The organism is Mesorhizobium sp. RCAM 05104 (assembly GCF_059683645.1).
On record NZ_CM185033.1, the window covers coordinates 3238319 to 3252626 of the forward strand.

The following is a 14308-nucleotide window of genomic DNA, read 5'->3' on the forward strand; positions in this document are numbered from 1 at the left end:
GTCGAAACAAGGGCAGCAGCGACGACGCGTCGCCCTTTGCCTTTGGCGCAAAACCGACTATGAAACGGCTTCAGCCAAGCCATCTGGAACGTGCGCCGGAGCCAGCCATGACCGAAATCCTGCAGACCCCAAAGCTCGTCGTCGTCTTTGGCGGGTCAGGCTTTGTCGGCCGCCATGTCGTGCGCGCGCTGGCCAAGCGCGGCTATCGCATCCGGGTCGCCTGCCGGCGGCCCGATCTTGCCGGCCATTTGCAGCCGCTCGGCAATGTCGGCCAGATCCAGCCGGTGCAGGCCAATGTGCGCATGCGCTGGTCGGTCGACCGCGCCGTGCAGGGCGCCGACCATGTCGTCAATCTGGTCGCCATCCTGCATGAGACCGGCCGCCAGAAATTCGCCTCGGTGCACGAGTTCGGTTCCCGCGCCGTGGCCGAAGCGGCGCGCGCCGTCGGCGCCGGCCTGACCCATGTTTCCGCGCTTGGCGCCGATCTGGAGTCCAGGTCGGACTACGCGCGCACCAAGGCACTTGGCGAAAAGGCCGTCCTCGAGACGATCAAGGACGCCGTGATCTTCCGGCCATCGATCAATTTCGGGCCCGAGGACGAATTCTTCAACCGCTTCGCCAACATGGCGCGCTATTCGCCGGTGCTGCCGCTGATCGGCGGCGGCCAGACCAAGTTCCAACCAGTCTATGTCGGCGACGTTGCCGAAGCGGTGGCGCGTTCGGTCGACGGCAAGGTCGGCGGCGGCCAGATCTACGAACTTGGCGGGCCGAAGGTGCTGACCTTCAAGGAGTGCATGGAAGAGCTCCTCGAAGTGATCGAGCGCAAGCGCCTGCTGGTACCGGTGCCGTGGTGGATGGCCAACATCCAGGCCTCGATCCTCGGCCTGTTGCCCAACCCGCTGCTGACCAAGGACCAGGTGATGCAGCTGCGCGAGCACAACATCGTTTCCGACGCGGCGACCAAGGCCAACCGGACATTGACTGGGCTCGGCATCCAGCCGCAATCGATCGGCTCGATCCTGCCGAGCTACCTCTGGCGGTTCCGCGCCGCCGGTCAGTTCCAGCAGCGCAAGCCCGCGGCATAATTTCCAGAAGGGTCTTGCCCTTCAACGATGGCGAGGCGTGACCTGCATGGGCAGGCCGCCCTGCGGCTGCGTGGTCAATTTCTGCACCGGCCAGGGCTTGGTCTCGGCCGTCGTGTCGAAGCGGAAGCGCGACAGCATGATGGCGAGCGCGATGATCGCCTCCTGCATGGCGAAGCTGGCGCCTATGCAGACGCGCGGACCCGCGCCGAATGGCAGATACTGGAAGCGGTCGATCTTTTCACGATTTCCCGGGTGGAAGCGTTCCGGCAGGAAGGCGTCGGGCCTGTCCCAAAGCTTCCGGTGGCGGTGGACGACCCACGGCATCACCAGGACGGCCGCGTGCTTCGGGATATAAAGATCCTTCCACATCTCCGGCACGATCGGCTCGCGGTTGATCGATGGCGCCGGCGGATAGAGCCTGAGCGCCTCGTCGAAAGCGGCGCGGGTCAACGGCATGGCGTCCAGCCACTTCGTCGGATCGGGCTCGCGGGCCAGCACCTGGTCGATCTCACGCTCGATCCTGTCGCGCTCCCACGGTGATTCGGCGAGGCAATAGAGCGTCCAGCCGAGTGCGCGCGCCGTCGTCTCATGGCCGGCGCCGATGAAGGTGATGATGTTGTCCTCGACCTCGGCCCGCGTCAGTCCCTCCGGCCCCTCCGCCTTGAGCAGCAGCGTCAGGAAATCCTGCGGCACGCCATCGGCATCGCGCTTCAATCTGTCTTCGCGCATCTTGACCGTGTCCGTCACGATCTTGCGGAAATAGGCCATGGTCTTGCGGCCGCGGATGCGGGTCAGGCGTGGCAGCCAGTCGGGGGCACGCAACAGGTCGAGCGGATCGACGCGGCCCATGGTCTCGAACAGGCGGTCGATTTCTTTGGCAAAACTGCCCGGCTCGCCAGCGATCTCGCCGGAGAACAGCGTCTCGGCCAGGATGTCGTAGGTGAGCAGGGTCATGTCATGGGCGATGTCGGACGTGCCGCCATCTTCGTAGCGGGTGACGAACTCCTGCGTGCGCTTGAGCATCGGCTGGGCAAAGCTGAAAATATGGCGCGGCGTGAACACCGGCGCCATCGCCTTGCGCGACCGTTTCCAGACCTCGCCCTCGGCGGTCAGCAGGCCGTCGCGCAGGATCGGCCGCAGGATCTTCTGGCGCACCGTCGCCATCTTGTAGTTCTTGGCGTTGTCGACCAGCACGTGGCGGATGAGGCCGGGATCGTTGGCGACGATCAGATGCCCGCCGACGCCATTCGCCGAGATCCAGGGCTCGTTGTAGGTATGCTCGCCCCACAGTTCGAGCGGGTTGCGGTAGACGATGCGGATCATCTCCAGCGTCGAAGGCGGCGACGTGCGCGGCTTCGGTGCCGGGGGAACAAAGGGGGCGGGCTGGGTGTCCATCATGTGCTCCGCTGATACATCAATGTAGTGGCTGGCAATCCAGGCGTCCATGTGGCCGAACAGCAAGGCGCAATCCACGCGACCGGCACGTCGCGGCAGACAGCCTGTTCATCCGATCGTGACCGCCGCGCGCAAGGTCCCGCCTTGTCCACCAAGACGCTCTGCCGTAGTGACAGTTACCAACAGATACCGCCAAACGAAGGAGCCGTCCGTGAAGCACCAGTTGAACATCATCATCGGCAGCACGCGGCCCGGCCGCGCCGGACCGGTATTCGCGCATTGGCTGGAGACATTCGCGCGCGAGCACGGGAAATTCGAACCGGTGCTGACCGACATCGCCGCGTTCAACCTGCCGGTGCTGGACGAACCGCATCACCCGAAGCTCGGCAACTACCAGAACGATCATACCAAGGCCTGGTCGAAGGCGATCGATGCCGCCGACGCCTTTGTGTTCGTGGCGCCGGAATACAATTATTTCGTGGCGCCGGCGATCGTCAACGCGATCGACTACCTGGCGCGCGAGTGGAAATACAAACCCGCCGCCATTCTCAGCTATGGCGGCGTCTCCGGTGGCCTGCGCGCGGCGCAGGCCCTCAAGCCGCTGCTGACTTCGGTCGGCATCATGCCTATCCCCGAGGGCGTTTCGTTGCCGCTCTATCAGAAACTGCTCGAGAACGACGGCTCCTTCCGGCCGAGCGAACATGTGCAGAGCGGAGCCAAAGCCATGCTGGACGAGCTGTTGCGCTGGAGCGAGGCGTTGAAGCCGATGCGCGCCTCCTGAACGAGCCGGTTTCGGCCAAAAGCCCGGCTTGCTCATGGCATAAAGAGGTGGAATGTTCGCGCAAATGAAGGAGCCGGGGGCGGTTCGACTTGCGTTTGCTGTTTGCCTTGCTGCTGATCTTGTCGGCGACCGCCACCGCGATGGCGGAGCGGCGCGTGGCGCTGGTGATTGCTGCTGACGACTACCGCCTGGTTCGGCCGCTCGCCAATCCCGTCCATGACGGCGAGGCCATGGACGCGGCGCTGAAGAAGCTCGGTTTCGAGGTCGTTCTCGAAACCAACCGCGATCTCAGGCGCATGCGTCGGGCGCTCGATGATTTTCGCCAGGACGCCAAGGGCGCCGACGTGGCGCTGATCTACTTCTCCGGCCACGGCGTCGAAATCTCTGGCGACAATCGGCTGCTGCCGATCGATGCCGATGCCTCTTCGCTCGATGCGCTGGAAAAGAGCAGCCTGCCGCTGGAGGAGGTGCGCGACGCGGTCGCCGCCACCGCCAAGGTCGGGCTGATCGTGCTCGATGCCTGCCGCAGCGATCCGTTCTCGGGCACGGCGGGCGAAGGGCGTGGCGCGACATCGCTGGCCAAGGGTGTCGCCGACAAGGTCAAGCCGGGCCTCGGCCGCGTAGGCCGCGCCGAAAACATCCTGTTCGCCTTTTCAGCGGCACCCGGCGAGACGGCCGCCGACGGAACTGGCCAGAACTCGCCATTCACGACAGCGCTGGCCAAATATCTCGGCACCGATGGCCTCGAGATCCGTTCGGTGCTGACCTTGGTCCAGCAGGAGGTCTATGACCTCTCGCGTGGAAAGCAGCTGCCCTATGTCGAGAGCGGCCTGCCGAAACTGTTCTTTGCCGCCTCGGCCAGGGAGCAGTTGCCGGAGCGCGAACGCCTGCTGCTCGCCATGGCCGATGTCACACCGGAAATGCGCGGCGAAGTCGAACAGATCGCCAGCGATGCCGACATGCCGCTGGCGCCACTCTATGGCGCGTTGATCAGTTCAGATGCCAGCCATTTGTCGGCCGACAGCCTGAATGCCAAGCTGCGCGAGGCTGCCGACGCCTTCGTCAAGGTGCGCAGCGAAATGAAGACGCTTGCCTCCGACGATCCGCAGGTGACGGAACTGCGCCGGCAGGCCGAGGAACAGCTTTCGCTCGGCGCCTTCGATGGCGCGCGTGCGATCCTCGCCAGAGCGGCCGACATCGACAATGTTTCGCGCAATGCCTTGAAGGCCAATTTCGTCAGTCGCACGCTGTCCGAAGCCGCGACACGTTTTCTTTCCGGCGGTGCGGCGCGCGCCGACCTCGACTACGCCACCGCCATCAAGGACTATGAATCAGTGCTGGCCCTCTACGGCGAAGCCGGGCAAACCTCGCTGGCGCTGGACGACGCCGACCGTCAGATCCGCACGCTGGATGAGCTCGGCAAGCTCTATACCCTTGTCGGCAACACCGATGCGGCAGGCCGCGCCTTTGCGGCGCTGGTCTCCAATCTCGAGCTGCGTTCCGGCCGCGAAACCGATCCGAGCGTCAAGCGCGATTTCGCCGTCAGCCATATCAAGCTCGGCAACATCAGGCTTGCGCAAGGCGATCTGTCGGCCGCGCTGCTAGGCTACCAGGCGGCGAAGGCGATCTTGCGGGACCTGACCGCGGCCCGGCCGGACAAGCTGCCATGGTTCGGCGATCTGGCCATGGCAGACGACAAGATCGGCAATGTGCTGGTGACGCAAGGCGATCTGGCTGGTGCCGCGCAGGTCTACCAGGAAAGCCTGTCCATCAAGAAGCAGCTCGCCGACAACGAGCCGGACCGCGCCGAACTGCAGCGCGATCTGACCATCAGCTATGACGAGATCGGCGACCTTGCCCACGTCATGGGCCAGCTGGACAATGCGCAGGTGGCCTATGAGGAGAGCCTGAAGATCCGCTTGGCACTGGCCGGCAACAAACCGCAGGATGCCGAGCGGCAGCGCGATGTCTCGGTCAGCCATGAGACGATCGGCGATCTCAAGCGCGAGCGCGGCGATCCCGCAGGGGCGCTCACAGCTTACCATGCAAGCCAGGCGATCGTCGAACAGCTGGTGAGCCGCGACCCGGACAATACCGAGCTGAAGCGCGACTTGTCGGTCGGCAACGCCAAGATCGGAAATGCGCTGAGCGATCAGGAGGACTGGCCGGCGGCGCTCGCCGCCTATCAGGATGCCCTCTCGATAGCCCGCGTGCTGGCGGCCAGTGACCCGAACAACACCGACTGGCAACGCGACCTTTCCGTGAGCCTTGAAAAGGTCGCCGGGGTTCTGGCCACACAGGGCGACCAGAAAGGCGCGCTGAAAGCCTATATGGACAGTTTCGTCATCGCCGACCGGCTGGCCAAGCTCGATCCTGGAAATGCCGACTGGCAACGCGACCTGTCGATCACGCTGTCCGAAATCGGCATGCTCAAAGTCAAGCAGCGCGACATCAAGGGGGCGCGGCAGGCATTCCAGGACAGTCTCGACATCCGCCAGCAGCTTGCCCAGTCCGACCCGGATAATGCCACCTGGCAGCGCGACCTGGTGGTTGCCATGGTCGATTACGCTCAGGTCGCGAAGAACCCCAAGGCGGTGCTTTCCCAGGCGCTCGACATGACGCAGGAGCTCGACCGCAGCGGGCGGCTGGCGCCACGATACAAGTTCATGATCAAGTTTCTCAGGGACCGGTTGGCCAAGGTCAAATAGAGCCTGGCGGGAGCCAGTCATGGACAGCCGGCTCATTCCCCTGGAAATGGCTGCAAACCTTGGAAAAACCGCCTTTAGCGCCTATATCTAGGCAATAGCAGAGGCGCGATTCGGGGCCGATTTTTCGCGCTGTACAAGCGGCATCTAGACAACAGGTTTTCATGAGCGACCAGACCGAGAACGCCAACGGCGCCGAAGCCGAATACGGCGCCGATTCCATCAAGGTTTTGAAGGGGTTGGACGCTGTCCGCAAACGCCCCGGAATGTATATCGGCGACACCGACGACGGGTCGGGCCTGCATCACATGGTCTATGAGGTGGTCGACAACGCCATCGACGAGGCGCTGGCAGGCCACGCCGACCTCGTCACGGTGACGCTCAACCCCGACGGTTCGGTGACGGTTATCGACAATGGCCGTGGGATTCCGACCGATATCCACACCGGCGAAGGCATTTCCGCGGCCGAAGTGATCATGACGCAGCTGCATGCCGGCGGCAAGTTCGACCAGAATTCCTACAAGGTGTCGGGCGGTCTGCATGGCGTCGGCGTCTCGGTGGTCAACGCCCTTTCGGCATGGCTGAAGCTCAAGATCCGCCGCAACGGCCAAATCTTCGAGATGAGCTTCACGCATGGCAATGCGGATGCGCCGCTGAAGGCGACGGGCAGCTATGAGCAGAACAAGCAGCCAGGCACCTATGAGGGACGCAGCGGCAGCCAGATCACCTTCTTCCCGTCGGCCGAGACCTTCACCATGGTCGAATTCGACTTCGCCACACTGGAACACCGGCTGCGCGAGCTCGCCTTCCTGAATTCCGGCGTCCGCATCGTTTTGACCGATGCCCGCCATGCCGACATCGTGCGCCATGAGCTGCACTATGATGGCGGCCTCGAAGAGTTCGTCAAATATCTCGACCGGGTCAAGAAACCGCTGATCGACAAGCCGATCGCCATCAAGGCCGAGCGCGACGGCATCACCGTCGAAGTGGCGATGTGGTGGAACGACAGCTACCACGAGAACGTGCTGGCCTTCACCAACAACATCCCGCAGCGCGACGGCGGCACCCATCTGGCCGGTTTCCGCGGCGCGCTGACCCGCCAGGTCACCGGCTATGGCGAATCTTCTGGCCTGACCAAGAAGGAAAAGGTCTCGCTGATCGGCGACGACTGCCGCGAGGGCCTGACGGCTGTGCTGTCGGTCAAGGTTCCCGATCCGAAATTCTCCTCGCAGACCAAGGACAAGCTGGTCTCGTCGGAAGTGCGCCCGGTCGTCGAAGGGTTGGTCAACGAAGCGCTCGGCACCTGGCTGGAAGAACACCCGAGCGAGGGCAAGGTGGTCATCGAGAAGGTGATCCAGGCCGCGGCGGCGCGCGAGGCCGCGCGCAAGGCGCGTGACATCACCCGCAAGAGCTCGCTCGGCGTCACCTCGCTGCCCGGCAAGCTGGCCGACTGCCAGGAACGCGACCCGGCGAAATCCGAAATCTTCATCGTCGAGGGTGACTCGGCCGGCGGCTCGGCCAAGGGCGGCCGTTCGCGCCAGAACCAGGCGATCCTGCCTTTGCGCGGCAAGATCCTCAATGTCGAGCGGGCACGCTTCGACCGCATGCTCGGCTCCGACATGATCGGCACGCTGATCACCGCGCTCGGCACCTCGATCGGCAAGGACGAGTTCAACGCCGACAAGCTGCGCTATCACAAGATCATCCTGATGACCGACGCCGACGTCGACGGCGCCCATATCAGAACCTTGCTGCTCACCTTCTTCTTCCGGCAGATGCCGGAACTGATCGAGCGCGGCCATCTCTACATCGCCCAGCCGCCGCTCTACAAAGTGACGCGCGGCAAGAGCTCGCAATACATCAAGGACGAGAGCGCCTTCGAGGAATTCCTGATCGGTTCGGGGCTGGAAGAGGCGTCGCTTGCGCTCGGCTCGGGCGAAGTTCGCGCCGGGCAGGACCTGCGCAGCGCCATCGACGATGCGCTGGCCGTGCGCCAGCTCATCAACGGCCTGCACACGCGCTACAACAGAGGCGTGGTCGAGCAGGCGGCGATCGCCGGCGGCCTTAACCCGGACGTGTTTACCGACCTCGGCCGCGCCAACGCCATGGCCGACCGTGTCGCCAAGCGCCTCGACATCATCGCGGAAGACACCGAGCGCGGCTGGACCGGCCGCATGTCGACCTCGAATGAAGGTACTGGCGGCTATGTGTTCGAGCGCACGGTGCGCAGCGTCAAGGAATACGCGCATCTGGATCTCGCGCTGATCAATTCGGCCGATGCGCGCCAGCTCGACCGCTACGCACAGCGCCTCAGCGACGTCTACGGAACGCCACCGGTGCTGCGCCGCAAGGAAGTCTCCGAAACTATCTCGGGACCGCTGGCGCTGCTCAACGCGGTCTTTGCGACCGGTCGCAAGGGCCTGACCATGCAACGCTACAAGGGTCTCGGCGAGATGAACGCCGAACAGCTCTGGGAAACCACGCTCGACCCGAATGTGCGCTCGCTGCTGCAGGTCAAGGTCAACGACGCGACCGACGCGGACAGCCTGTTCTCGCGGCTGATGGGCGACGAGGTCGAGCCGAGGCGTGAATTCATCCAGGACAACGCGCTGTCGGTCGCCAATCTGGATATCTGATCTCTGGTGTTGGCGCGCCACGGCGCGCCAATTGTTCCGCCCGTGGCAAGCAAAATCATTTTATAACCCGCCGGAACAGAAGCCCCCTCGGGACATTGTGACAACATCGATCACAATTTCTCACAGGAGGCCTTCATGGGACGTGGCATTTTGCTCTGGTTGCTCGGAATTCCGATTCCAATCATTATTCTGATCATGCTGTTCGTACGGTAGGGGGCATTGATGCAGTCCACCCTATCGGCCGTCGACGTATCCTCATCCACCGAATCCTCCGCCACGGCCGTTAGCTGGGACCGATCATCGCCGGTGCCTTCGCGGCCTCGACCTTGACCTTCATCCTCATGCTGCTAGGCTCCGGGCTTGGGCTGACCATGGTTTCACCATGGTCGGGCTCGGGCGCTTCGGTCACCACCTTCGCGGTGTCCACCGCCATCTGGCTCGTCGTCGTGCAGTGGCTGTCCTCAGGTGTCGGCGGCTACCTTGCGGGACGCCTGCGCACCAAATGGGTCGGCATCCATACCGACGAGGTCTATTTCCGTGACACCGCCCACGGCTTCCTCGCCTGGGCATTGGCCACCTTGCTCGTCGTCGGCGTGCTCGGCTCGGCCCTGTCCGCAGCGCTGGGTTCAGGCGTGCAGGCTGTGTCCACCGTCGCGTCGGGTGCGGCCATGGGTGCATCGGCCGGGGCCTCCGCCAATGCCGGCAACGCATCGATCGACAATGCGACCTCCTACCTGGTGGATTCGCTGTTTCGTCCGGCCGATCCGAGCAAGCTCGCGGCCGCCGGTCCGGACGGCGATGCCGCCGCGGTAGGGCAGGCCTCGCGCATCCTGATCGCCAGTGCAGCCGCAGGCGAAATCTCGGCCGACGACAAGACCTACCTGTCGCAATTGGTCGCCGCCCGCACCGGTCTTTCCGAAGCCGATGCCAAGGCACGGGTCGATGCGCTGGTTGCCAAGGTGCAGGATGCCAAGGTCAAGGCGCAGCAGGCGGCCGATACCGCCAGGAAGGCAAGTGCGACCTTCGCGCTGCTCGGCGCATTGTCGCTTGTCATCGGCGCCTTCATCGCCTCCGCCGCTGCTGCCCTCGGCGGCAGGCAGCGCGATGACGAGGAAGCGCTTTTCATCACCAGCCGCTGAACCGGCTACGCCGTTGAAAACGCAAAAGCCCGGCCGCGAGGCCGGGCTTTTGTTTGGCTCAATCTCGATGTCGCTCAGTGATCCATGGCCTTGACGATCTCCTCGGTCATCTTCTTGGCGTCGCCGAGCAGCATCATGGTGCCGTCCTTGTAGAACAGCGTGTTGTCGATGCCGGCATAGCCGGAGCCGAGCGAGCGCTTGACGAACAGGCAGGTGCGGGCCTTGTCGACATCGAGGATAGGCATGCCGTAGATCGGCGACGACTTGTCGTCACGGGCCGAAGGGTTGGTGACATCGTTGGCGCCGATGACATAGGCGACGTCGGCCTGCGCGAACTCGGAGTTGATGTCCTCGAGCTCGAACACCTCGTCGTAGGGCACGTTGGCTTCAGCGAGCAGCACGTTCATGTGGCCGGGCATGCGGCCGGCGACCGGATGGATGGCGTATTTGACGTCGACGCCGTTGGCCTTGAGCTTGTCGGCCATCTCACGCAGCGCATGCTGCGCCTGGGCGACCGCCATGCCGTAGCCGGGCACGATGATGACCTTCTGCGCGTTCATCATCAGGTAGGCGGCATCGTCGGCCGAACCTTGCTTGACCGTGCGCTCGATGCCGTCATCGTTCGCCGCAGCCGTCTCGCCGCCGAAACCGCCGAGGATGACCGAGATGAAGCTGCGGTTCATGCCCTTGCACATGATGTAGGACAGGATCGCGCCGGACGAGCCGACCAGCGCGCCGGTGATGATCAGCGCCAGATTGCCGAGCGTGAAGCCCAGCGCCGCCGCTGCCCAGCCCGAATAGGAATTCAGCATCGAGACGACGACCGGCATGTCGGCGCCGCCGATCGGGATGATCAAGAGGATGCCGAGCACCAGTGACGCCGCGACGATCAGCCAGAACACCAGCTTCGATTCCGTGCCGACCAGCAGCACGATCAACACGATCAGCGCGATGCCGAGCGCGGCGTTGATGAAGTGGCGGCCGCCGATCATGATCGGCTTGCCCGACATGCGGCCATCGAGCTTGAGGAAGGCGATGACCGAGCCGGTGAAGGTGATGGCGCCGATGGCGACGCCCAGGCTCATCTCGATCAGCGCCTGGGCATGGATATCGCCCGCCGTGCCGATGCCAAAGCTTTCCGGTGCATAGATGGCCGCGGCCGCGACCATGACGGCGGCGAGGCCGACCAGCGAATGGAAGGCGGCGACCAGTTGCGGCATCGAGGTCATGGCAATGCGGCGCGCGGTGATGGCGCCGACGCCACCGCCAATGGCAAGACCGAGCACGATCAGGCCGAAGCGGCCGGCCGACGGGGTTGCCAGCGCCAGCGTGGTGGCGATGGCGATGGCCATGCCGATCATGCCGTAGAGGTTGCCCTGGCGGCTGGTCGTCGGGTGCGACAGGCCGCGCAGCGCCATGATGAACAGGACGCCGGAAACCAGATAGAGGAAGGACGCGAAGTTGGCGTTCATGGCGCTCTACTTGTCCTTCTTCTTGTACATGGCCAGCATGCGCTGGGTGACGAGGAAGCCGCCGAAGATGTTGACCGACACCAGCATCAGCGCGACGAAGCCGAAGCCTGCGGCGATGCCGGAGGCGGCGATGCCGACGGCAAGCAGCGCGCCGACGACGATGACGGACGAGATAGCGTTGGTGACCGCCATCAACGGCGTGTGCAGCGCCGGCGTCACCGACCAGACGACATAATAGCCGACGAAGATCGCCAGCACGAAGATGGCGAAACGGAACACGAAGGGATCGATGGCGCCGCCGGAAAGCGCGTGCGCGGCATCGCCGGCCGCCTCGGCGCCGCCGGGTGCGGTCGCCATGTTTTGTACCGCCAGCCGAACGGCGGCGGAGGCCTGGTCGAGCTGGTCGAGGGCTTTCTGCAGGGTCTGATCCATCAGGCAATGCCTTTCGACTTCGACGAGGGCGACTTGGATGCGGCCGGTTTCCTGGGCGCAGCTTTCTTCGCGGCAGCAGGTTTGCCCGAAGCGTCGGCGACCATGGTCTTGGCCGGGATCGCGGCCGGCTCGACATGAGGCTGCTGGTCGGCCTTTACGAAGGCCGGATGCACGATCTTGCCGCCGTCGGTCAGCATCGTCGCCTTGACCAGATCGTCATCGCGGTTGATGGCAAGCGTCTTCGTCGTCTTGTCGACCAGCGTCTCGACGAAAGCAAACAGGTTCCTGGCATAGAGCAGCGAAGCCGATGCGGAGATGCGGCCGGGCACATTGAGATGGCCGACGATCTTGACGTTGTTGGCCGTGGTGACGACCTGACCGGCCACGGCACCCTCGACATTGCCGCCGCGTTCGACCGCAAGGTCGACGAGCACCGAGCCCGGCTTCATCGAAGCCACCATCGCCGCCGACACCAGCTTCGGCGCCGGCCGGCCGGGGATCAGCGCCGTGGTGATGACGATGTCCTGCTTGGCGATATGCTCGGCGGTCAGCGCCGCCTGCTTGGCCTGGTATTCCTTCGACATTTCCTTGGCGTAGCCGCCCGCCGTTTCGGCCGCCTTGAACTCGTCGTCCTCGACCGCGAGGAACTTCGCGCCGAGCGAGGCAACCTGTTCCTTGGCCGCCGGGCGCACGTCGGTGGCGGTGACGACCGCGCCAAGCCGCCTTGCCGTGGCGATCGCCTGCAGGCCGGCGACGCCGACGCCCATGATGAAGACCTTCGCCGCCGGCACCGTGCCGGCCGCCGTCATCATCATCGGCAACGCCCGGTCATACTCCGAAGCGCCGTCGATCACCGCCTGATAGCCGGCAAGATTGGCTTGGCTGGACAGAACGTCCATCGATTGCGCCCGGGTGATGCGCGGCATGAACTCCATCGAGAAGGCGGTGACGCCGGCTTTGGCCAGGGCCGCGACGGCGGCATCATTGCCATAGGGATCCATGATGGCGATGACCGCCGCACCAGGCTTGTAGCTCTTCAGTTCGGCATCACCAGGCCGGCGCACTTTCAGCACCACATCGGCCTTGGCGACATCGGAGGCCTTGCCGATCGTGGCTCCGGCCTTGGAAAACTCCTCGTCGGGGATGCGCGACCTTGTGCCGGCGCCGGTCTCGACGACAACGTCGAACCCCAATCCCGCCAGCCGTTTCACCGTATCGGGCGAGGCCGCGACACGTGGCTCGTTGGCATCGAGCTCACGAGGGATGAAAACCGTCTGTCCCACCGCATGATCCTTTCGGCTGGAACCTGTTTCCGCAAGACGTCGGCCGGACTTCCGGCGACGCCCCCGGCAAAGGGTCTGAAAAGTCTATCGGAGAATAAAGCCGCCTACGGCCAGGATCAGGACGAACAGGATGGTCGCCGAGAAGAAGCCGCCTGCAAAGAAGCCAAAAGCCATCGCCAACAAAAGGGCGCCGCAAAACAGCGAGCCGTATTTGGCGAGCATGAGGAAGCCCGCATAGGTGCGGTCATGCTCGGCGTAGTCCATCTTCGCGCCCAGTTCGACAGGACCGGTCGGCGTGTGCTCAGCCATAGGAATTCCCCTTCGAAGACATCTTTGAGGCACATAGCGAAAAGCCGGGCCGAGGGCAATGGTGCTATTGCCGCATCGCCGGCGACAACTGCCTCAAGGGAAAGTTGAAGCCGGCTGCCGACGCGGCGCTGGATCTCGGCGACAAACGGCATCAGCGGCTTTGAACATGCGGTGACAATTTCGCGATTCCTTGGCGACGTAAGGAGAGGCTATTGTCGCCGACAACATCGGCCGAACGGTGAAGCGCCATGATCTCGCCGACACAGAAATTTGACTGGAACGGCACCAGCATCGCATGGGGCACGGTCGGCTCCGGTCCACCGATTGTGCTCGTCCACGGAACCCCGTTCTCCTCGCATGTCTGGCATCGGGTCGCTCCTGAACTGGCGCGCGACCATACGCTGTATTTCTACGATCTTCCCGGATATGGGCGATCCGACAAACGGGAGGGCCAGGATGTTTCGCTGGGCATCCAGAACGGGGCGCTGGCGGCAATACTGGGTTTCTGGAAGCTCGAGCGGCCTAAAGTTATCGCCCATGATTTCGGTGGCGCCACTGCCTTGCGCGCGCATTTGATCGACGGTTGCAACTATGAAAGGCTGCTGCTCATCGATCCGGTGGCGGTGCGCCCCTGGGGCTCGCCCTTTGTCCAGCATGTCCGGCAGCATGAAGCCGCCTTCGCTGGCGTGCCGGACTACATCCAGGCGGCGATCCTGAAAGCGTATGTTGCGGGCGCCGCAGCCAGGCCCCTGTCCGACAGCGAGCTCGAGCCTTACATCGCGCCGTGGACAGGGCCGATTGGCCAGCCGGCTTTCTATCGCCAGATCGCCCAGATGGATCAGCGTTTCACCGACGAAGTCGAGCCGCTCTATGCCGAATTCCGCTGTCTGGTGGCTTTGCTATGGGGAGAAGAAGATCGCTGGATTCCTTCCGAGCGAGGCAAGAAGCTGGCGGCCCTGCTGCCGGATTGCGCCCTGACCCTCATTACCGGGTCCGGCCATCTCATGCAGGAAGATGCCCCTGAAGCGATCGTGGCAGCAGCCCTGCGCTTTTTCGCGGGCTGACGGACCT

General features: G+C 64.0%; 10 protein-coding genes and 1 pseudogene. 6 read left to right on the forward strand and 5 right to left on the reverse strand.

Translation table 11 applies throughout. From position 1 onward, the window contains the following. Positions 1-107: 107 nt before the first annotated feature. Positions 108-1085: a complex I NDUFA9 subunit family protein gene (locus AC56QP_RS15890; protein WP_489859053.1), complete on the forward strand. Its 978-nt coding sequence runs from the start codon at positions 108-110 to the stop codon at positions 1083-1085. Positions 1086-1106: 21 nt separating this feature from the next. On the opposite strand, the gene AC56QP_RS15895 is transcribed toward AC56QP_RS15890, so the two are convergent. Next, entirely contained in the window at positions 1107-2480 is a 1374-nt protein-coding gene (locus AC56QP_RS15895) for a cytochrome P450 (RefSeq protein ID WP_489859052.1), read from the reverse strand. A 211-nt stretch (positions 2481-2691) separates the two neighbouring features. Here AC56QP_RS15895 and AC56QP_RS15900 point away from each other — a divergent pair, with 211 nt between their 5' ends. The 4 genes and pseudogenes from AC56QP_RS15900 (at position 2692) to AC56QP_RS15915 (ending at position 9741) form a co-directional block, all read left to right on the forward strand. After that, on the forward strand, positions 2692-3261 hold the full coding sequence (locus AC56QP_RS15900; protein ID WP_489859051.1) for an NADPH-dependent FMN reductase: 570 nt from the start codon (positions 2692-2694) through the stop codon (positions 3259-3261). Between the two features lie 89 nt (positions 3262-3350). Then, positions 3351-5969, forward strand: coding sequence for a caspase family protein (locus AC56QP_RS15905; protein ID WP_489859050.1), 2619 nt, complete (start codon positions 3351-3353; stop codon positions 5967-5969). Between the two features lie 161 nt (positions 5970-6130). Then, complete coding sequence (gene gyrB, locus AC56QP_RS15910; protein ID WP_489859049.1) at positions 6131-8602, forward strand: DNA topoisomerase (ATP-hydrolyzing) subunit B; 2472 nt, start codon at positions 6131-6133, stop codon at positions 8600-8602. 222 nt (positions 8603-8824) lie between these two features. Then, positions 8825-9741 (forward strand): annotated as a pseudogene (locus AC56QP_RS15915) (hypothetical protein). 74 nt (positions 9742-9815) lie between these two features. On the opposite strand, the gene AC56QP_RS15920 reads toward AC56QP_RS15915, so the two are convergent. The 4 genes from AC56QP_RS15920 to AC56QP_RS15935 all read right to left on the reverse strand — a co-directional run bounded on the left by AC56QP_RS15920 (position 9816) and on the right by AC56QP_RS15935 (position 13237). Beyond that, positions 9816-11213, reverse strand: coding sequence for an NAD(P)(+) transhydrogenase (Re/Si-specific) subunit beta (locus tag AC56QP_RS15920; RefSeq protein WP_489859047.1), 1398 nt, complete (start codon positions 11211-11213; stop codon positions 9816-9818). Positions 11214-11219: 6 nt separating this feature from the next. Continuing rightward, entirely contained in the window at positions 11220-11645 is a 426-nt protein-coding gene (locus tag AC56QP_RS15925) for a proton-translocating transhydrogenase family protein (RefSeq protein ID WP_091581083.1), read from the reverse strand. Continuing rightward, positions 11645-12928 carry a Re/Si-specific NAD(P)(+) transhydrogenase subunit alpha gene (locus AC56QP_RS15930; RefSeq protein ID WP_489859046.1) on the reverse strand — a complete coding sequence of 428 codons (1284 nt, stop codon included), beginning with the start codon at positions 12926-12928 and terminating at the stop codon, positions 11645-11647. The genes AC56QP_RS15925 and AC56QP_RS15930 overlap by 1 nt, the downstream gene beginning before the upstream one ends. An 84-nt stretch (positions 12929-13012) precedes the next feature. Beyond that, positions 13013-13237, reverse strand: coding sequence for an aa3-type cytochrome c oxidase subunit IV (locus tag AC56QP_RS15935; RefSeq protein ID WP_091580925.1), 225 nt, complete (start codon positions 13235-13237; stop codon positions 13013-13015). 248 nt (positions 13238-13485) lie between these two features. Here AC56QP_RS15935 and AC56QP_RS15940 point away from each other — a divergent pair, with 248 nt between their 5' ends. Beyond that, positions 13486-14301, forward strand: coding sequence for an alpha/beta fold hydrolase (locus AC56QP_RS15940; protein WP_489859045.1), 816 nt, complete (start codon positions 13486-13488; stop codon positions 14299-14301). The last annotated feature ends 7 nt before the right edge of the window (positions 14302-14308 follow it).

What these genes read in the sequence shown, in the direction of transcription:
- AC56QP_RS15940 (WP_489859045.1), top strand. Translation starts at nt 13,486, where the DNA reads ATGATCTCGCCGACACAGAAATTTGACTGGAACGGCACCAGCATCGCA.
- AC56QP_RS15925 (WP_091581083.1), bottom strand. Translation starts at nt 11,645, where the DNA reads ATGGATCAGACCCTGCAGAAAGCCCTCGACCAGCTCGACCAGGCCTCC.
- gyrB (WP_489859049.1), top strand. Translation starts at nt 6,131, where the DNA reads ATGAGCGACCAGACCGAGAACGCCAACGGCGCCGAAGCCGAATACGGC.
- AC56QP_RS15935 (WP_091580925.1), bottom strand. Translation starts at nt 13,237, where the DNA reads ATGGCTGAGCACACGCCGACCGGTCCTGTCGAACTGGGCGCGAAGATG.
- AC56QP_RS15920 (WP_489859047.1), bottom strand. Translation starts at nt 11,213, where the DNA reads ATGAACGCCAACTTCGCGTCCTTCCTCTATCTGGTTTCCGGCGTCCTG.
- AC56QP_RS15890 (WP_489859053.1), top strand. Translation starts at nt 108, where the DNA reads ATGACCGAAATCCTGCAGACCCCAAAGCTCGTCGTCGTCTTTGGCGGG.
- AC56QP_RS15895 (WP_489859052.1), bottom strand. Translation starts at nt 2,480, where the DNA reads ATGGACACCCAGCCCGCCCCCTTTGTTCCCCCGGCACCGAAGCCGCGC.